This window comes from Mycobacterium sp. (genome assembly GCF_965229265.1).
Lineage (GTDB): Bacteria > Actinomycetota > Actinomycetes > Mycobacteriales > Mycobacteriaceae > Mycobacterium.
In genome coordinates this window covers 1,819,172-1,838,234 of the sequence record NZ_CBDDIY010000010.1, presented here as the reverse complement: position 1 = coordinate 1,838,234, position 19,063 = coordinate 1,819,172, and the positions used below count along the sequence as shown (strand labels likewise).

General features: G+C 68.5%; 14 protein-coding genes. 9 read left to right on the top strand and 5 right to left on the bottom strand.

The window, feature by feature from the left end; genetic code table 11:
• Positions 1-562 precede the first annotated feature (562 nt).
• The 3 genes from ADBZ9K_RS10360 to ADBZ9K_RS10350 are packed head-to-tail and all read left to right on the top strand — an operon-like array spanning position 563 to position 5,234.
• Complete coding sequence (locus ADBZ9K_RS10360; RefSeq protein WP_526619989.1) at positions 563-3,589, top strand: hypothetical protein; 3,027 nt, start codon at positions 563-565, stop codon at positions 3,587-3,589.
• Positions 3,590-3,618: 29 nt separating this feature from the next.
• The gene (locus ADBZ9K_RS10355) at positions 3,619-4,008 is read left to right on the top strand and encodes a (deoxy)nucleoside triphosphate pyrophosphohydrolase (RefSeq protein ID WP_526619987.1); all 390 of its coding nucleotides are present in this window, start codon (positions 3,619-3,621) and stop codon (positions 4,006-4,008) included.
• Positions 4,009-4,031: 23 nt separating this feature from the next.
• Complete coding sequence (locus tag ADBZ9K_RS10350) at positions 4,032-5,234, top strand: cytochrome P450 (RefSeq protein WP_526619985.1); 1,203 nt, start codon at positions 4,032-4,034, stop codon at positions 5,232-5,234.
• Position 5,235: 1 nt separating this feature from the next.
• On the opposite strand, the gene ADBZ9K_RS10345 is transcribed toward ADBZ9K_RS10350, so the two are convergent.
• Positions 5,236-5,508 (bottom strand): hypothetical protein, encoded by a 273-nt coding sequence (locus tag ADBZ9K_RS10345; RefSeq protein WP_526619983.1) that lies wholly within the window; start codon positions 5,506-5,508, stop codon positions 5,236-5,238.
• 76 nt (positions 5,509-5,584) lie between these two features.
• On the opposite strand from ADBZ9K_RS10345, the gene ADBZ9K_RS10340 reads away from it, so the two are divergent.
• From ADBZ9K_RS10340 to ADBZ9K_RS10330, 3 genes are read left to right on the top strand one after another with little or no spacing between them, the layout of a single operon-like run.
• Complete coding sequence (locus tag ADBZ9K_RS10340) at positions 5,585-6,211, top strand: hypothetical protein (RefSeq protein ID WP_526619981.1); 627 nt, start codon at positions 5,585-5,587, stop codon at positions 6,209-6,211.
• A complete protein-coding gene (gene typA, locus ADBZ9K_RS10335) occupies positions 6,208-8,112 on the top strand; it encodes a translational GTPase TypA (RefSeq protein WP_526619980.1) in 1,905 nt (634 codons plus the stop codon). Before ADBZ9K_RS10340 ends, typA begins: the two co-directional genes overlap by 4 nt.
• A 28-nt stretch (positions 8,113-8,140) precedes the next feature.
• Positions 8,141-10,060: an ABC transporter family substrate-binding protein gene (locus tag ADBZ9K_RS10330; RefSeq protein WP_526620897.1), complete on the top strand. Its 1,920-nt coding sequence runs from the start codon at positions 8,141-8,143 to the stop codon at positions 10,058-10,060.
• Between the two features lie 4 nt (positions 10,061-10,064).
• Here the strand turns inward: ADBZ9K_RS10330 and ADBZ9K_RS10325 are convergent, their stop codons facing one another.
• Positions 10,065-11,090 carry a hypothetical protein gene (locus ADBZ9K_RS10325; RefSeq protein WP_526619979.1) on the bottom strand — a complete coding sequence of 342 codons (1,026 nt, stop codon included), beginning with the start codon at positions 11,088-11,090 and terminating at the stop codon, positions 10,065-10,067.
• A 261-nt stretch (positions 11,091-11,351) separates the two neighbouring features.
• A complete protein-coding gene (locus ADBZ9K_RS10320) occupies positions 11,352-12,431 on the bottom strand; it encodes a hypothetical protein (RefSeq protein ID WP_526619977.1) in 1,080 nt (359 codons plus the stop codon).
• Positions 12,432-13,235: 804 nt separating this feature from the next.
• Here ADBZ9K_RS10320 and ADBZ9K_RS10315 point away from each other — a divergent pair.
• Entirely contained in the window at positions 13,236-14,792 is a 1,557-nt protein-coding gene (locus tag ADBZ9K_RS10315) for a PGRS repeat-containing protein (RefSeq protein WP_526619975.1), read from the top strand.
• Positions 14,793-14,958: 166 nt separating this feature from the next.
• Positions 14,959-15,888, top strand: a complete 930-nt coding sequence (gene purU / locus ADBZ9K_RS10310) for a formyltetrahydrofolate deformylase (RefSeq protein ID WP_526619973.1) — start codon at positions 14,959-14,961, stop codon at positions 15,886-15,888.
• Positions 15,889-15,901: 13 nt separating this feature from the next.
• Here the strand turns inward: purU and ADBZ9K_RS10305 are convergent, their stop codons facing one another.
• Positions 15,902-16,918: a class I SAM-dependent methyltransferase gene (locus ADBZ9K_RS10305; protein ID WP_526620895.1), complete on the bottom strand. Its 1,017-nt coding sequence runs from the start codon at positions 16,916-16,918 to the stop codon at positions 15,902-15,904.
• A 349-nt stretch (positions 16,919-17,267) separates the two neighbouring features.
• On the opposite strand from ADBZ9K_RS10305, the gene ADBZ9K_RS10300 reads away from it, so the two are divergent.
• Positions 17,268-17,789, top strand: a complete 522-nt coding sequence (locus tag ADBZ9K_RS10300; protein ID WP_526619971.1) for a hypothetical protein — start codon at positions 17,268-17,270, stop codon at positions 17,787-17,789.
• 2 nt (positions 17,790-17,791) lie between these two features.
• Here the strand turns inward: ADBZ9K_RS10300 and ADBZ9K_RS10295 are convergent, their stop codons facing one another.
• The gene (locus tag ADBZ9K_RS10295; RefSeq protein ID WP_526619969.1) at positions 17,792-19,054 is read right to left on the bottom strand and encodes a chloride channel protein; all 1,263 of its coding nucleotides are present in this window, start codon (positions 19,052-19,054) and stop codon (positions 17,792-17,794) included.
• Positions 19,055-19,063: the final 9 nt, after the last annotated feature.

Here is a 19,063-nt window from a genome sequence, read left to right as displayed (position 1 = left end):
ATTAGTCGGTTTCCATGTACACGACAGTTAATTAGCTTTATGCTCCTTTCGGCATAGCAGGGTCGGAGCATCGCACCAGCGAGGGCTGTTGCGACGGCGGGGGGGTTAGAGCATGGGTTCTGTTCGCATGTCCACGCAAGGGGCTCGCATTTCGAGCACGCGGGACGTCGGAGTCGAATTACGCACGCTGCCAGTCAAATTCGGTGGACTGGGGGTAGCCAAGTCATCGCCGTCGGGTCACGCCCGGCTGGTCACGTGGGTCGGTGCCTCGGCCATCGCCCTGGGCATCGGCGCCGCTCTGGCCGCCACGCCGGCGACAGCCTCCGCGGACGCGACCGGTTCGGCTGACGCGGGATCGAGCAGTGCGACAGCCAAGGGTGCGGCAAAGGCGACGGGCAGTCATCGGACGACAACCCCACGACCGTCGAGCACGGTTTCCTCGTCGGGATCAGACGGAGCCGCTCCGGCAGCTGCCGCGACCGTTAATCGCGCTGTCTCCGGACATGGTTCGCGATCGTCGGTAAATCGGATTCACGCCCCGAGCGCGTTGAGTGCCGCCACCGTGGACAGCGATACCCAAACGGCGGACTCGGTCACCCCGCCGACCGCCGTGAAGAAGGCGACGACCGCTTCGGCAGTCGGCGCCATACCGGACTTCGGCCCGCTGGTCGGTTTCTTCATCGGCAACGGCACCGCCGACCATCCCAACGGCGGCATCATCATCGGCAACGGCTACTCATGGACCGCCGAGACGTGCGACGCGGGCGCCGCGTGCAAGGGCGGCAACGGCGGCTTGCTCGGTAACGGCGGCAACGGATTCAACGGCGGAAACGGTGGCGCCGCCGGCTGGTTCGGCAACGGCGGCGACGGCGGCGACGGGGTGGCCCTGGTTAACGGCGGCCGCGGCGGCAACGGCGGCGCGGGCGGGCTCATCAGCGGCAACGGCGGTTATGGCGGTGCCGGCGTGGCGCTCGTGACCACGGGGGCCACCGGGGGTGCCGGTGGCTCGGCCGGGTTGTTCGGCGACGGTGGCGGCGGCGGCGCCGGTGGAGCAGCCGCGAACAGCGTGATCCACGGCGGCACCGGCGGTACCGGCGGGCGCGGTGGCAACGGTGGCTTGCTGACCGGCAGTGGCGGCGCCGGCGGTGGCGGCGGGGCGGCGATTCCCGAGGACGGTACCGGCGGCACCGGCGGTAGCGGCGGCAATACGGGCTTGTTGTCGTTCTGGGGTACTGGCGGCGAGGGCGGGTTCGGTGGCAACGCCGCTAACGGCGGCCGGGGCGGCGACGGCGGCAGCGGCGGAACATTCTCGCTGTTCGCCAACGGTGGCAAGGGCGGTGAGGGCGGTAACAGCCCCCTACAGGGCTACGGGAGCTACCACGGTGGGCATGGCGGCAACGGGGGCACGGGCGGCCTCTGGAGCGGTAACGGTGGCGAGGGCGGTAATGGCGGCAACGGCGGCGGTGATGGCGGCAACGGCGGCAACGTCGGGTTGCTCTCGGTGCTCGGCGCCGGCGGTGGCGGCGGTGATGGCGGCGTCGGTCAGGCCGGCACCCCAGGCAGTAACGGCGTGGTCGATCGCATTCAGGGACTTGACGGCGACCCCGGTGGTCAGGGCGGCTCCGGCGGCAACGGTGGGGCGGGCAGTTTTGTCCTAGGCACCGGCGGCAATGGAGGCAACGGTGGATCCGGGGGCGACGGCGGCAGCGGCGGCAAGGGTTACAACAACGGAGATTCCGATACGACCACCTCTGGTAACGGCAAACCTGGTGGCGACGGAGGCAACGGCGCTCGTGGTGGCGATGGTGGCGCCCTCGGCGGTAGTGGGGGGGCGGGCCGGTACTTCTTCGCGATTCCGTCGAACGGACTGACTGGCAGCGCTGGTGCGGGCGGCGCGGGCGGTGCCGGCGGAGAGGGCGGAGTTGGCGGGGCGGCCACCGCGGTCAATGCGGTTGGCGGCCTTGGCGGCTCGGGTGGAGACGGCGGTGCCGGTGGTAACGGTGGAGCTGCGACAGACGTCAGTCCCGCCGGTGAGGGCGGACGAGGCGGCGTCGGCGGCGCCGGAGCTGCCGGTGGCACAGGAACCCGGACCGGCGGTGAAGGTGGTGCCGGCGGAGACGGTGGCGGTGGCGGCGCGGGCGGCGCTGGCAATGCCACCAGGCCCGGGGCCGACGGTGGTGCCGGTAATGCGGGCGGCCTCGGCGGTGTCGGCGGCGACTCCGAAATTCGCTCTAGCGGAGGCGGTGCGGGCGGTGTCGGCGGTGGCGGCGGCAAGGGAGGCAATGGCGGTAACGGCGGGGCCGACGGCGGCGCTGGCGGAGGTGACGGCGGGGTGGCCGGTGATGGTGGCCAGGGCAGCCAGGGCGGCACCGCCGGAGCAGGCGGCGCCCGAGCGCAGCGCGGCGCCAACGGAGCCAATGGAACGGGCGGTAATCCAGGCACTGCCACACCGGTCGCGGCGGCGGTGGCGGCCGTCTCCACCCCGAGCGCGCTGGCATCGGCGTCGGCCTTCCTGACGTCGCTTCAGTCGATATGGACCGATCTATCGGACCGGCTCGACTACATCTTCTTCAACGACTCACCCACCCTGTCCAATGATCCGAATCCTCAGGATCCGGCGACCGGTGCGATCAGCGGGCAAGTGGACGGCCAGAGCCACAACGGCTATGGGCTGACCTATTCGGTCACCCGTGGTCCTAAGTACGGCACCCTCGTGGACTTCGACCCGACGACAGGTTCCTACACCTACGTCCCGAACTCACAACTGGTCATCCCGGGCGTAACCGACAGCTTCGTCATCACCGCGGACAACGGGACCGACGCGCAACTGCCTGGACTGCTGGGGCTGATGCAACAGGCCCTGCACACCGTGGCGATCGGGCTGCAGCTAGCCAGACCCGACACCACCAGTGAGACATTCGAAGTCAAGGTGCTTGGAGACGGCCAGTATGGCCTGCTGAGCAACGCGGACTACGCAATCGTCAACCAGAGCTACGAAAACTGCACGCTGAACGCGACAGGGGCAGCGGTAGCCCAGGCAACCGGCGGAGCCAAGAAGCCGACCGAGCGGGACATGGTCGAGCTCGCGCAGCAGAACAATAGTGTCGTGCGGCCCGGGGCCAAGATGTACCTCGACGAGAACACCGCCGACGGCGTCGCAGTGGCCGACGCTGTGGTGCTGATGGCGCGGGAGTTCGGCTTGAGTGCAACGACCACGCATTACGACGACAGCCCGGACGCCATGGGGGATCTGCAGGCCAATCTCGCCTATGGCAATGCCACGATGGTTACCGTTTCGGCAGCCCTGATCTGGAACTCCGTTCCCGAGTCGGCAAAGCAGGCTAACCCCAGCTACACCCAGCTCAACCACGAGATCGTGGTGATCGCCGTCGATTTGACGAATGGCGACGTGTACGTCAATGACAGCTCGGCGGTCAATACCGACTGGAAGGCGATCGGCGCCGGCATGAAGGTCCCGCTGGGTGCCTTCCTGTCCGCGTGGAAGACCAGCGGCTACGAGCTGACCGTCGTCGACAAGCAGGTGACCCCCGACGACCAGGCGCAGGACGGTGCCGACGTCGCGGAGTGATCGCGGTCGACCGGATACCGTTGCACCCCATGCCCACCCAGACCGTCGTCGCCGGAGCGCTGATCTCCGGCGCGACGGTCCTGGTGGCTCAGCGGCAACGCCCGGCCGAACTGGCCGGGCTGTGGGAACTACCGGGCGGCAAGGTAGCGGTGGGGGAGAGTGACGCCGACGCGTTGACCCGTGAACTGCGTGAAGAACTCGGTGTCGAGGTGGTCGTCGGCGAGAGGCTCGGTGTTGACGTTGCGCTTGGGGAGTCACTGATGTTGCGCGCCTACGTGGTCGCCCAGACCGGGGGCACACCCCATCCGCACGATCATCGCGCGCTGCGCTGGGTGGGCGCAGCCGAGCTCGAATCGCTGGACTGGGTGCCCGCCGACCGGGCATGGCTGCCGGAGCTCGCGAAACGCCTTGGGGCGTGAGCACATCGCCCTATGATCGGGGCGTGCCCACGGACGTCACCGCCGACGTCGACCTCACCGACGGCCGGTTCTACGCCAGCGGCGCAGCCCGCGAGGCCTACCGCTGGATGCGCGCTCACCAACCGGTTTTTCGGGACCGCAACGGGCTAGCCGCCGCGGCGACCTACCGAGCGGTGATCGACGCCGAGCGCCAGCCCGAACTGTTCTCCAATGCCGGTGGCATCCGGCCCACCACCCCGCCGCTGCCGCACATGATCGACATGGACGACCCGGCGCACCTACTGCGCCGCAAACTCGTCAATGCCGGGTTCACCCGCAAGCGGGTCACCGGCAAGGCCAAATCCATCGAGACACTGTGCGACACCCTGATCGACGCGGTCTGCGAACGCGGCGAGTGCGACTTCGTCCGCGATCTGGCCGCCCCGCTGCCGATGGCCGTCATCGGCGACATGCTCGGCGTGGCTCCCGAAGACCGGGCCACCCTGCTGGCGTGGTCCGACGACCTGGTGGTGGCCCTGAGCTCGACAGCGTCGGAGGAAACACTGGCCGCATCCGTTGCGGCGCTGCTGGCCTACAACGACTTCATGGGGGCCACCATCGCCCAACGGCGCCGGCAGCCCACCGACGACCTCGTCAGCGTGCTCATCGCCGCCGAGGTCGAGGGTCAGCGGCTCACCGACGAACAGATCACCGCCGAGACCCTGCTGATCCTGATCGGCGGCGACGAGACCACCCGCCACACCCTGTCCGGTGGAACCGCCGAACTGACCCGCCACCCCGACCAGTGGCAGGCGCTGTGCGCGAACCCCGAGTTGATCGCCGGCGCCGTCGAGGAGATGCTGCGCTGGACCTCGCCGGTGAAGAACATGTGCCGAACCCTGACCGCCGACAACGACTTTCACGGCACGAGTTTGCGCGCTGGCGAGAAGATCCTGCTGCTGTTCGAATCGGCGAACTTCGACGAGTCGGTGTTCGGCGACCCCGATCAATTCCGCATCGACCGCGCGCCGAACAACCACGTCAGCTTCGGTTTCGGCACCCACTTCTGCCTCGGCAACCAGCTGGCTCGCCTGGAGTTGACCACGATGACCCGGCGGGTGTTGGCCCGCCTGCCGGATCTGCGGCTGGCCGACGGCGCGCAGCTGCCGTTGCGCCCGGCGAACTTCGTCAGCGGTCTGGAAGCCATGCCCGTCGAATTCACGCCGACGGCACCGGTGTACCGGTGAGTCAGTATTTGAGTCGGTCGCGCACCACCCGTACGTCGGCGAACCGACGTGGGTGGTGCGCGGCGTGCACCGGGTGCAGCAACACCGGATGCCGACAATGCGGACAAGTCTGCGGCTGGGCACGCTCCGCGGCCACCGTCAGGTGGTGGCACCCGGCGCAGCGGACGATGTAGGCCCCGCCGATCCAGTTCAGCAGCCCCAGATAGATGGCGGCGGTGGCGGCGGTGCCCAGCACGACGATGAGTGCGATGGTCAGTACTTCATAGACCGTCATGACGACCTCCCAATTGACGGTGCGGATTCCAGGCTAACTCCGCTGGGTTTGCATCGGGTGTGGATCGCCTGTTGGAATGCCGGGTGTGGGGACTCTGGTGACCCTGTCGCGGCAATGCTGGTTGTTCGCGATCGGCTCGGCCTTCTTCGCCGCGGCCACCCTGCCCGGCTTCTCAGCCGTTGCCGGTGCGGGCGCCGCCAACGCGCTGTGCTTTGTCGGCTCCTGGTTCTTCACCACCGCCGCGTGGATGCAACTGATGCTCGCGCGTCCACCGCTGAACCTGGAATGGTTTTCGGCGGCAATCCAATTCGTGGGAACCGTGCTGTTCAACATCAGCACCGGTACGGCAGTGTGGGCGCATGCGACCGGGGTGCGCCTGCATTACGTGTGGACGCCGGACGCCTTGGGTTCGGTTGCCTTCCTGGTGAGCGCCGCGCTGGGGGTGGCCGCCGCCACGATCGCGATAGGCCTGATCGCGCTGGGGTCGCGCGACTGGCAGGCGGAGTGGATCAACATGATCGGCTCGATCGCCTTCGGGGTGTCGGCGGTGGGGGCGTTCGTCCGGCGCAATGGGGCCACCGAGGACGCGTTGCTGGCGAACCTCGGGACCTTCCTCGGGGCGCTGTGTTTCCTGGGGGCGGCGCTGCTCGTACTTCCTCGTTTTCGCGAATCGGGCACTGCGCTGAGACAATCACCAGCGTGAACAAGCCCGACTTCCGCAATGTGGCCATCGTGGCCCACGTCGACCACGGCAAGACGACACTGGTCGATGCCATGCTCCGGCAGTCCGGCGCCCTGACCCACCGCGGTGACGACACCGTCGAGCGGTTGATGGACTCCGGTGACCTGGAGAAGGAAAAGGGCATCACCATCCTGGCCAAGAACACGGCCGTGCACCGGGTCAACGCCGACGGCACCACCACGGTGATCAATGTCATCGACACCCCGGGCCACGCCGATTTCGGCGGTGAGGTGGAACGCGGCCTGTCGATGGTCGACGGGGTGTTGCTGCTGGTCGACGCCTCCGAGGGACCGCTGCCGCAGACCCGTTTCGTGCTGCGCAAGGCGCTGGCCGCGCACCTGCCGGTGATTCTGTGCGTCAACAAGACCGACCGCCCGGATGCCCGGATCGCCGAAGTGGTCTCCGAGAGCCACGATCTGCTCCTCGACGTCGCCTCCGACCTCGACGACGAGGCCCAGAAGGCCGCCGAGGACGCTTTGGGTCTGCCTACCCTCTACGCCTCAGGCCGCGCGGGCATCGCCAGCACCACCGAACCCGCCAACGGCGAGAACCCCGACGGTGACAACCTCGACCCGCTGTTCGACGTGTTGCTTGAGCACATCCCCCCGCCCAGCGGCGACCCGGAGGCCCCGCTGCAGGCGCTGGTGACCAACCTGGACGCCTCGGCGTTTCTGGGCCGGCTGGCGCTCATCCGCATCTACAACGGCAAACTGCGCAAGGGCCAGCAGGTGGCATGGATGCGCGAGGTCGAGGGCGTACCCGTGGTCACCACAGCCAAGATCACCGAGCTGCTGGCCACCGTCGGCGTCGAGCGCAACCCGACCGACGAGGCCGTCGCCGGCGACATCGTCGCCGTTGCGGGCATGCCCGAGATCATGATCGGCGACACCCTGGCCGACACCGAGCACGCCCACGCCCTACCGCGCATCACCGTCGACGAGCCGGCCATCTCGGTGACCATCGGCACCAATACCTCTCCGCTGGCCGGCAAGGTGTCGGGGCACAAGCTGACCGCACGCATGGTCCGCAGCCGCCTGGACCAGGAGCTGGTCGGCAACGTGTCCATTCGGGTGGTCGACATCGGCCGCCCCGACGCCTGGGAGGTGCAGGGCCGCGGTGAGCTGGCCCTGGCCGTCCTGGTCGAGCAGATGCGCCGCGAGGGCTTCGAGCTGACCGTCGGCAAGCCGCAGGTGGTCACCAAGACGATCGACGGCAAGCTGCACGAGCCGTTCGAGGCGATGACCATCGACTGCCCCGAGGAATTCGTCGGCGCGGTCACCCAGCTCATGGCCGCCCGCAAGGGCCGCATGGAAGAGATGGCCAACCACGCCGCCGGATGGGTCCGGATGGACTTCATCGTGCCCAGCCGTGGGCTCATCGGCTTCCGCACCGACTTTCTGACGCTGACCCGCGGCACCGGCATCGCCAACGCGGTGTTCGACGGTTACCGGCCGTGGGCCGGGGAGATCCGGGCCCGCCACACCGGCTCGCTGGTGTCGGATCGCTCCGGAGCGGTCACCCCGTTCGCGATGATCCAGCTGGCCGACCGCGGCCAGTTCTTCGTCGAGCCGGGTGACGACACCTACGAGGGCCAGGTCGTGGGCATCAACCCGCGGGCCGAGGACCTCGACGTCAACGTCACCCGGGAGAAGAAGCTGACCAACATGCGGTCCTCGACGGCGGACGTGATGGAGACGCTGGCCCGCCCGCTGGAGCTGGGACTCGAGCAGGCGATGGAGTTCTGCGCCGAGGACGAGTGCGTCGAGGTGACGCCGGAAATCGTCCGGGTCCGCAAGGTCGAGCTCGACGCGACCAGCCGCGCGCGGGCCCGGTCCCGGGCCAAGGCCACCAATCGAAGCTGACCGGGTGGCGGGGCGCCGTATCGCTACTCTGAAGGGCGTGCCGGACCGACAACGCCGCCTTCAAGCCCTGGCTGTGTTGGTGTCGGTGCTGGTCACAGCCTCGTGCACGGTCAAACCGCCGCCCGCCCCGCAGAGCACCGAGACGTCGAATTCGCCGGCGCCGCTGCCGCCGAAGGCCACCCAGATCATCATGGGCATCGACTCCATCGGTGCTGGTTTCAACCCGCATCTGCTCTCCGACCAGTCTCCGGTCAACGCGGCCATCAGTGCGTTGGTACTGCCCAGCGCGTTCCGGCCGGTCCCGGACGCGGCCACACCGACCGGCTCGCGCTGGGAGATGGATCCGACGTTGCTGGTGTCGGCGGAGGTGACCAACACCGACCCGTTCACCGTCACCTACAAGATCCGTCCCGAGGCGTCCTGGACCGACAACGCCCCGATTGCCGCCGACGACTTCTGGTATCTATGGCGCCAGATGGTCAGCCAGCCCGGGGTGGTGGATCCTGCGGGCTACGACCTGATTACCGGTGTCCAGTCCATCGAGGGCGGCAAGACCGCGGTGGTGACGTTCGCCCAGCCGTATCCGGCCTGGCGGGAGCTGTTCAGCGATCTGCTGCCCGCCCACATCGTCAAGGATGTGCCGGGCGGATTCCCGGCCGGCCTGGCCCGTGCCCTTCCGGTGACGGGTGGCCAGTTCCGGGTGGACAACATCGACCCGCAGCGCGACGAGATCCTGCTCGCTCGCAACGACCGGTTCTGGGGGCCGCCAGCCCACCCCGACCAGATCCTGTTCCGGCGGGCCGGGGCACCGGCCGCGCTGGCCGACTCGATCCGCAACGGCGACACCCAGGTGGCCCAGGTGCATGGCGGTGCGGCGGCCTTCGCGCAGCTGTCGGCGATCCCGGATGTGCGCACCGCGCGGATCGTCACCCCCCGGGTGATGCAGCTGACGTTGCGCGCCCAGGAGGAGAAGCTGGCGGATCCGGCGGTACGCAAGGCGATCCTGGGTCTGCTTGACGTCGATCTGCTGGCCTCGGTGGGGGCGGGCAGCGACAACACCGTGACCCTGGCGCAAGCTCAGGTCCGCTCTCCGAGTGATCCCGGTTATGTACCGACCGCCCCTCCGGTGCTGGGTAAGGAGCGTTCGCTGGAACTGCTCGAACAGTCCGGCTTCCAGGTCGACCGCACGCCGACCGAGGCGCCGGTGCAACCGCCGCCGTCGGCAGGATCGCGCACCACATCCCAACAGCCGGGGCCGCCCGAGATCACCCGCGGGCGGATCAGCAAGGACGGCCAGACGCTGTCGCTGACGATCGGGGTCGCTGCCAACGACCCGACGTCGGTGGCGGTCGCCAACACCGCCGCCGACCAACTGCGCAGTGTCGGAATTGCCGCGACCGTGCTGGCCCTGGACCCACCGGTGCTCTACGGCGATGCGCTGGCCAACAACCGGGTCGACGCGATCGTCGGCTGGCACGCTGCCGGCGGGGACCTGGCCACGCTGCTCGCGTCCCGCTACGGCTGTCCGGCCCTGGAGGCCACCGCGGTCTCGACGGCGGCGGCGACCACCGCCACCACGAGCACGTCGCCGCCACCCTCGCCGTCGTCATCCACGCCGCCGCCGCCGAGCGCCACCACCACGGCGACCTCCGCGCCGCCACCGGCCCCGGAGAGCGGTCAGTTGGTGCAGGCACCCTCGAACCTCACCGGCATCTGCGATCGCAGCATCCAGCCGAATATCGAAGCCGCCCTTGATGGCTCGGCCAAGATCGACGACGTGATCAATCTGGTCGAGCCACGGCTGTGGAACCTGGCGACCGTGTTGCCGATCCTGCAGGACACCACGATCGTGGCCGTGGGCCCCAGTGTGCAGAACGTGAGCCTGAGCGGAGCAGTGCCGGTCGGCATCGTCGGTGACGCCGCCCGCTGGGCCAAGACGGCCCAGTAGCGCGCTAGTCGCCCGAGGCGGCCTTGTGCTGGCGTTTCGACCCGCCGACCCCGCTCTTCGGGGTGGACTGCGATGCGGCGCCCGAGTCGTCCGCCGCATCCGCCGAGCCGTTGTCGTCGGTGGCCGCAGCTGCGCGGGCCGTCGTGCCGGGAACGGCCTTCACCGAGTCGACCACCTTGGTCACCGGGCCGGTGGCCGCGGACGGTGCGACGTCGTCGGTGGGCGGCGGGACGGTCGGGATCGGCGACGTGGCCACGGTGGGCGGTGCCGTCAGATCGGCGTAGACGCGCGCGCGCCCCGTTTCAATGTTGATGGTGAGGTCGCTGAGTGCGGCATTCACCGACTGCTCGATGGGTGCCCGGCCGGCATTGAGCGCGCTGATGACGTCGCCGGTCTGGGCGAGGGTGCCGGCGAAGGCGGTCACACCGGTAACGACACCCCCGATCACCGTGACCGGGCCGGTCACCAGGGCCTGGGCCACGATGTTGTAACCGGCGACGAGGGCGTCCCGGGAGGCGGTGAAGACGCGCTGCAACGCGGCCTCGAGGGCGAATCCGCCCAGCGGAACCCGGGGTGCCAGGAGCAGGTTGAGCGTGTTCTGGATCGGTACCTGGATGTCCAGCAACGCCACACCCAGGGCTTGCCCGACGTCCTTGCCGGATTCCAGGGCCTTCACCAGCGCGATCGGGCTGGTGATCAGCCCGGCGCCGAGGCCGATGAGGCCCCAGCCGGTGAACGGCGCATAGGTGGATGCGGGGGCGGGGGTGTTCGGTCCCAGGCACACGGTTTGGCATTGCTCGGTGCTGCCGATCACGATCGGCGCGAGAGCCAGGATGTTGCCGAGCACGTTGATGCCGATCTGGTACGGGATCGCCCCGATGGCCGGGATCGGCAGGTCGGCAAGCTGAATCTGGGGAAGGCTGACGGTCCGCGGCGCCGTGTCCTGTGCCGGGATCAGCGGGCCCGCAGCGATGGCCGCCGCCGCAGCCAGCGCGATGCTTGTGGTGTATGCAGACCTGACAGCGGCCATTTCGGGCTCCTTCGCCGTGGGTACCGGACGGGGCAGAACTTACCTGAGAACAAGCTGAGGAAAGGTTAGGTTGCCGCTAAGTCGCCCGGGGTTGGTTGATTTCGCAACCATGGCGCTGCCGAACCCGCCCCGGGGGAGCAGGTCAGCAACGTCACTGGCTGCGGCTTTGAGGCCGCCGTGGCGCGGGGTTCGGATGGTGCCGGCCTGTCGCAGCCGTTAATTCCGCCGGAGTGCGGTGCCGGTGTGCGCCAGTCGGCGCGGTCAGTCCGCCGCGGAGCCGGATGCGGCGCCGGGCCGCAAGTCCCGCTGCGAGCCCGATGCTGCATCGGGTCGGGCGGATCCCGCCTTGGGGGCCTCGCTGCCGGTGGCGGCCGACTGGGGCACGGGCGGGCTCACCGCATCGGCTGACGCGGCGTGCGTCGCCACCTGGCCTGCCGCACCCCCGGCGCGCGACTTCGGCGACGAGGTCGTTGGGCGAAGAGCGATCAGCGACTCGGTCGCCGCCCGCTTGCGGGCGGAACCGCCGTTCCCGGTGCGGCCCGGAACCGCCGGCGCGTTGTCGGCGTCTGCTGCCGGTGCCGGATCGGGGCTGGTCGGCTGATCGGTGCCGCCGGGCAGGGTCACACCGCCGGTGTCGGCAGCGGTCTCAGCCGCGGCTGCTGCCGGCAGCGGTGGCAGGTGTTGCTGGATGATGTCCCTGATGCCATCGAGGATGATCAGTCCAGGGCCGAAGAAGGCCTGGATCGCCGACTTGGCGACGGCCAGAGCTCCGGCGACATCCCCGTGGAGCAACGCCAGGGCCGCGGCGATGACGGCCTCTGGCACCCGGATGATGACGTCCACCACGGCGTATGCGGCTTCGACGACCTTTCCGCCCAGGTAGGACGTGTCCGCGACCAATCCCGACACCACGGCTTGCACGGCGGGGTTGGTGAGCGGCGGTGCGAGCCCGGTGATCGATGCATCAGGCGTGGCGCCCACGGACTCGACCAGCGGGTTGTCGGTCGGCGGACGATAGGTCGACAGCTCGGGCGCGGCTGCCGTGGTCGTCTCCTCGACAGCCCCCCCGGAGTTGACCTCGCGGCTGATGCGATCGGCGTCAGCGGCCAGGGCGGCCAAGATCTGTGCCAGCGCCGGACCGATCCCGGCCGGCGGGAACTGCGGCACGATCGCATTGAGCAGGGACTTGTCGAACGGTGTGAGCATTCCGGGGCTTGTCGACAACTGGGTGGTCGAGATCTGCATGTCCCGGGACGGCGGCGTGAGGGGGTTGGCGACGACTACAGTCGCCGCCACCAATGCCACCCCTGTGGTCAGGAATGGCCCCATCGCCCGTCGCATTGCCGTCTCCCTCCGCCGCCATCGGCGGCACCGGCTAAGTGGACGATACCTGAGAGCAGCCTGATAAGGCTAAGGGCTCTTCCTGAGAATTTCGGCCCGCTGGGGGCTCCGGCCGGGCGCATGGCCGGAGAAAAGCTTTGGGGGCCAACCCAACCCGGCAGGTCAGCCGACTTAAGAACGTCTCAGCGACTTCGCAGCTGCACTTGTCGGCTAAGTTCCGCGCGATAGCGCTGGGGTGACCCCCGCCACTGTAACCGGCGTCACACCTGGGGGATGTCCCAATCCGGGCCTACTCCCGGGTGCGCTCTGTGCGATTTCGGCAAACGGCCGTCAAGCCCGAATGGAATTGCCATAGCCGATAGTTTTTCGCATTTGTCAATTGTCGATGATCCGTTTGCCTCTGATCTATGGCGGGTTATCGGACTGATCGCCAACCGCAAGCATTCGGCGGCCACCGGGTGCCGGTCGACAACCAATCTCAGCGACGACTTCTTCCTGAGGAGATGCTGATAAAGAGGCTCGACAACCTGGGGTGGCAGCGCGATACGCGCTCATGGCAAACACGTTACAGATCCGTAAAAAGCCTGCATGACGAGGTAAAAAAGGGCGCCGGGGCGCAGCTCGGCAGCGAACAAGGATGCCGACATGCTTTTCTCAGCACACCCTTGCATAAGGAATAATCGGCTATTTTCGAGGCGAAAATAAACACATTGAGTGCGGCAAGAAATATCGCGCTTTCGCAACCCATGGTGTTACGTTGCTGCTGCTTGGATTTCGAGCACCATCGAAGGGGGTTCTTCCTACATGTCCATCCATTCAGAGAAAGTCACCAGCAAGCGAGGTACCGGTTCACGGCGCGCTCGTCCACTGGTAGCCACGGCAGCCGTCATCGGCGGTGCCGGCATGGTCCTCGGCGCTCCCGCCGCAGGGCTGCTGCTCGCTCCGGCTGCGCAGGCTGCGCCGCCGGTGCAGTTCGCGCAAGCTCCGCTTGACGACCTGCTGGGCAGCTTCGGCAGCATCTTCGGTGGCGGCCTGTCCTCGGCCACCCCGAACGGGCTGCTGGCGGCGGCCGTCGATCCGTTCAACCAGATCGCGAACGGGTTCTTCGACATCGCCGGTGCCATTCCGTTCGTGAACATCTTCATCGGCAACGGGGCGGACGGCAATGCGCTCCATCCCGACGGCTTCGACGCCGGGCTGTTCGCCGGTAACGGCGGCAACGGTCTCAACGGCTCGTTCAACTCGGTCACCGGGACGTCCACCAACGGGGGCAACGGTGGCAACGCCGGTCTGTTCTTCGGCAGTGGCGGCAACGGTGGCAGCGGCGTCAGCGGCGGCTACGCGCCGTCGGTGCTGCTCCCCAACGGCGATCCCGCCAAGCCGGTCGAGGCCACCAACGGTGGTAACGGCGGCAACGCCTCCTTCTTCTTCGGAAACGGTGGCAATGGTGGCGCCGGTGGTGCCGGTCGTCCTGGCATCAACGGTGGATTCCTCGCCGGTCCGGACTCCATCAACCCGCCGCTGGTCAACCTCGTCCCAGGGGCTGACGGTCTGCTCAACCAGAACGGCGGCAACGGTGGCGACGGCACCGGTCAGCCCGGTGGCGACGGCGGCCCCGACGGTGGCAGCGGTGGCAACGGCGGCTCGGGTGTCCCCGCCATCGGCGGCAACGGTGGTAACGGCGGCAACGCCCTGGCCAACGGTGGCAACGGTGGCAACGGCGGTGCCGGCGGCACCCAGATCACCCCCGGCAAGGCGGGCGGCACCGGTGGCAATGGCGGCAACGGCGCCGATGCGACCTCCAACGGGACCAACGGTGGCGTCGGCGGGACCGGCGGCAACGGCGGGACGGGCGGCTTCCTGTTCGGCTTCGGCGGTAGCGGCGGTGTCGGTGGTGTCGGTGGCGACGGCGGCGCCGGTGCGTCCGGCGGCAACGGCGGCAACGGCGGCCCCGGCGGCGGTGGAGCGTTCGGGCTGGGTGCCATCAACGGCGGCGACGGCGGCAACGCCGGCAACGGCGGGAACGGCAGCAACGGCGGCAACGGCGGTGCTGGTGGTCCCGGCGGCAAGGCAGGCTCCGGCGGGTTCATTCCGTTCTTCACCGGTGGCGGTCTGCCCGGTGCGGGTGGTGTCGGCGGTAACGGCGGTAACGGCGGCGCTGGCGGCAACGCGGGCACCGTGGGTGCTGGCGGCATCGGCGCCGGTGGCGGAACTGACGGCAAGGCCGGCGCGGTTGCTGGTACGCCGGGCAAGGGGGGAACCCCTGGTACGGCCGGCAAGGGTGGCGCCAACGGCGGCGGCGGAAACGCTTCCGACGGCAAGGCCGGCACCCCGGGCGCACCGGGTACGGGCGGCGCATAACCGCTTGATCCCCGTTGGGGTCTGGGAGGAATCCCAATGTGGATCGACCCCGGGGGCGTCGGTGATCCCGGCGCCCCCGGGAGTCCCCACCAGCACTGACGCAGGCACCGGGTCCATCACGGACCCGGTGCCCTGCGTTGATCGAACGACACGAGGGGGAGAGGTTATGACGTCAGGCACGGTCACCGTTAATGGCAGCCGATCGACCATCGAGTATCCGGTCAGCCGCGAAGAGCTGCCGACCAGGGACATCGGCAGGCTGCTCCTGCGCTGCGCCGACCGGCCGGGTCTGGTCGCCGCGGTCACCGCGTTCCTGGCCAGCGCCGGCGCCAACATTGTCTCGCTCGATCAGCATTCCACCCAGCAGACCGGTGGAATGTTCATGCAGCGCACGATCTTTCACCTACCGGGCCTGACCGCGGCGCGCGACGCGCTGGAGCGGGACTTCGCGGTCTGGGTGGCCGCACCGTTCGGGATCGACTTCCGGCTCACCGAGGCCGCCAAACCCAAACGGGTCGCGATCCTGGCCTCGAAGGAGGACCACTGCCTGCTCGACCTGCTCTGGCGGAACCGCCGCGGCGAGTTGGACATGGCGGTGGTGATGGTGCTGGCCAACCATCCCGACCTGGCCGACCAGGTCAGGCCCTTCGGCGTTCCCTTCTTCCACATCCCGGCGACCAAAGACATCCGTGAAGACGCCGAGCGCCGTCAACTCGAACTGCTGCGTGGCAACGTGGATCTGGTAGTGCTGGCACGGTACATGCAGATCGTCACGCCGCGCTTCCTCGGCGCGGTGGGCTGCCCGCTGATCAACATCCACCATTCCTTCCTGCCGGCCTTCATCGGCGCCGCGCCGTACCGGCGGGCCAAGGAACGGGGGGTCAAACTCGTGGGCGCCACGGCGCATTACGTGACTGCGGACCTCGACGAGGGGCCGATCATCGAACAGGATGTGGTCCGAGTCGACCACCGCCACAACGTCGAGGACCTGGTCCGTCTCGGTGCCGACGTCGAACGTGCGGTGCTGTCCAGGGCGGTGTCGTGGCACTGCGAGGACCGCATCATCCGCGACGGCAATCAGACCGTCGTCTTCTGAAAAGCCGTCCTGGTCAGCCGATCCCGGGCCCGCTGACCGGATCCGGCTTCTGGTAGACCAGCCAACGCATCTCGATCGGCCGGTCCTCGCGCGCGACGTCGAAGACATCCTGGCCGCTCACCCACTCGGCATACCAGCTCGTGGGCGGCCATGCCCCTGCCGGTAGGTGTGCCTTCTCGTAGTCGTACACCGACATGTCCGAGATCAGGACCAGGGAAAGGCCGGTCAGTGCCTGCGTCATCTGGGGCTGGGTGAAGATACTGGTATAGCACTGCTGACCGAGCTGCAACGCAGCATCATCGGGCGTGTAGTCACGATGTGCGACAAAGGCATTGAAGATCAGGCGGCCACCGGGGCGCAGGCAGTGCGCGGCGAGTTCGAAGATGGCGCGCAGTTGGTCGACCGAGCGGAAGTCCGACACCACCTCCGACAACAGGATCAGCTGGTAGTCGCGGCGCAGATCGTCCAGTGTCGCGAAGATGTCACGCTGGAACACTCTTACGGCCAACGATTCTCGCTGTGCCTCGGCGCGGATGCCGTCGGCGAACGATGCCGTCATCTCCACCACGTCGACAGGGTGGCCGCGCCGGGCCAATGCCAGCGCATTGCGGCCCGTCCCGGCGCCCAGATCCAGAATCGGGAAAGCCGCTGGGTCGGTGGTCTCGTGGGCCAGTGCCCACACCCGCGCGTCGGGCTCGGAGCCGAACAGCGGCGGTTCACGAGTAGCGATCCAGTTCTCATAGGCCCCCTCGACCGACCACCACTGCGCCCTGACGTGGTAGTTCAACACCGTGCCCACCGGCGCCTGGTAGGAGATGACGATCTCCGAGCGCGGCGACTCCGCGAAGGCCTCGGCCAATTGCTCCCGCAGGATGAGCCGAAGGCTGCCGAGCTGCTCGGCGGTGAACTCCCGCCCCAGGCTGCTGAACACGTTGGCGCAGATGCTCACATACTCGTCCAGCATTCCCGGCACGGCGGGCAGTCTCATTTCACCGGTGGCGATGGCCCGCCGTTGGAGCCGCCGGGCCATAGCGCGTTGCAATGGGGGGTCGGTGATCGACGTGAGCGACGAGTTCTCCACTGAATTCTTCTACCCGATGCGACGTACCGTTGTCAGTGCGCGCGCGGAAGACATTTGACTACGGAATTGCTTCAGTGACCGTTGGCAAATAACGGTTTTCAGCCGTTGCGCTGCCGGGCATTCGCGTCGTTCGACGCGGAAAGGGTTGGCGTTGTTTCCGGTAGTCGCCGCAAGCGTCATGCTGGCTATTCCGAAGAAACGTCTCAACGGATGAGATACGTTGGCGTTATTTAATTTTCGGTGGCGAAAATCTGGAAAGGCCGGTGGTAACCGCGTTGCGGGCCGATATAGTCGGTCCATGCCGGATACCACCGAAGACGTCCAAGTTCGTTCTGCGTCAACGTTTACCGTACCGACAATTGGTCAGCGGCTGGCGCGCTGGGCCGCACCGTTCGCAGTCCTGCTCGGGGTGATCGCTGTTGCCCTGTCGATCTGGGCAGTGGTAGCCGCGTCGTCGAAGGGTGCTGAATCCGCCGCGCTTCCCGGTGATCCGAAGATGCGGGTATGCAACGCGTTCGAGACGGTGTCGCGGGGCGTGGCGCTGCAGACCCACAACGATCTTGGCCCCGACCCGATCGCCCAGGCCGCGGTGGCCAGCAACGCGCGGCTTGCGCTGGTCGGCGGCGGCGACTATCTGCTGCGCCAGCTGGACACCAAGACTCCCGAGGCGCTCGCCGACGCGGTCCAGGCCTTCGCCCGCGACCTGCAGGACATCGGGATGAATGCGCTCGCCGGTGTGCAGAACAGCGATCCGGGGCAGGCCGCCCGGCTCGCCGAGGGAGACTCCGCGCGCAAGCAGGTCGCCGACCTCTGCAAGTAAACTCATTGCGGCGCTGAGCATTCCGGCGTCTCCCTGTGCCGATTGCCGCCGCGGCCCCGGACCAAGCCGTCGAGCAGATTGGCCGCGGCGGCTGCCGCGGCGAACACGATCAGCAGCCACAGCGGCGGGTGCGCCAGTTCCCACACGAACAGTGCCGCCCACAGGGGTGCGCCCTGGGTGATCGCCAAAACGCCCGCCGCGCACGCCAGGGAGGCCGCGGGCACGTTGACGTGCAGCGGTGTCCAGGCATTCACCGTGAGCGCCACCACCGAACCCGTCGCCGCGCCGGTGGCCAGGGCGGGCGTCAGCATGCCGCCGACCGCCCCGGCGCGCAGGAACACCGCGGTGAGCAGCGGCTTGAGGAGCAGGATCGCCAGCGCCGAGGTCAGCGTCAGCCCGCTGCCGATGCTCACGGTCAGCACGCTCTTGCCGTTGCCCGGCAGCTCGGGCCACCAGTGCGAGCAGACACCGACCAGAAGGCCCGCGCCGGCCACCGCCGGGATCAACAGCCACGAGTCGGCGAGCCGGTGGGCTCGGGCGCGACTCATGAGCCGGTTGAATGCCGTTCCCACCGCCAGCGCCAGCGGGGAGATGATGATCGCGAACCCGGTGAGCAGATAGGACAGCTCAGGATCGGGCCAGTGCAGCGGGACTTCCAGACGGGTGACCGGGGCGGCCACCGCGACCGCGAGGCTGGAGGTGATCAGCGCGGTGCCGACCGCACGCACACTCCAGCTGCGCAGCACGATCTGTATCGCGAACAACGCTCCGCCCAGCGGCACGCTGTATACCGCCGCCAGGCCCGCGCCCGCCGCGCAGCCGAGCAGAATCCGGCGATCGGCGGCGGTCAGCGTCCACCGGGAGGTGCCCAGATCGCCTAGTGCGGCGGCGAACTGACGCGGGGCGCCCTCGCGGCCCAGCGAGGCGCCGGTGCCCACCAGCAGCACCTGCAGGCCCGCATCCAAGGACAGCGCCAGCCGCGGCAACGGTCCCGGTTGCTCGATGGCATCCGACAGCGCCGGCACCCGGGTACGCCGGCGAAGCAGCCACCAGCCCAGGCCGGCCAGCGCACCGCCGATCATCGGGCCCACCGCCCGCCGGACCGGGCTCGACCCGGTGACCCCGTCCAGCAACGTGCCGAAGCTGTAGTGGTAGGTGAGGTGCTCGACGAGGTGCAGTAACACCGTCGTCGCGGCGCCGGCGAGGCCCGCAAGTACGCCGATCGCCATGACCGCGCAGCCGAATTCCAGGTCGCGCCGGCTCACGGGGAAAAT

Coding starts and splice junctions, on each gene's coding strand:
- ADBZ9K_RS10340 (WP_526619981.1), top strand. CDS start 5,585: ATGCCGGGTGTGGGGACTCTGGTGACCCTGTCGCGGCAATGCTGGTTG.
- ADBZ9K_RS10305 (WP_526620895.1), bottom strand. CDS start 16,918: ATGGCCCGGCGGCTCCAACGGCGGGCCATCGCCACCGGTGAAATGAGA.
- ADBZ9K_RS10325 (WP_526619979.1), bottom strand. CDS start 11,090: ATGGCCGCTGTCAGGTCTGCATACACCACAAGCATCGCGCTGGCTGCG.
- ADBZ9K_RS10300 (WP_526619971.1), top strand. CDS start 17,268: ATGCCGGATACCACCGAAGACGTCCAAGTTCGTTCTGCGTCAACGTTT.
- ADBZ9K_RS10345 (WP_526619983.1), bottom strand. CDS start 5,508: ATGACGGTCTATGAAGTACTGACCATCGCACTCATCGTCGTGCTGGGC.
- ADBZ9K_RS10320 (WP_526619977.1), bottom strand. CDS start 12,431: ATGCGACGGGCGATGGGGCCATTCCTGACCACAGGGGTGGCATTGGTG.
- ADBZ9K_RS10355 (WP_526619987.1), top strand. CDS start 3,619: ATGCCCACCCAGACCGTCGTCGCCGGAGCGCTGATCTCCGGCGCGACG.
- ADBZ9K_RS10315 (WP_526619975.1), top strand. CDS start 13,236: ATGTCCATCCATTCAGAGAAAGTCACCAGCAAGCGAGGTACCGGTTCA.
- purU (WP_526619973.1), top strand. CDS start 14,959: ATGACGTCAGGCACGGTCACCGTTAATGGCAGCCGATCGACCATCGAG.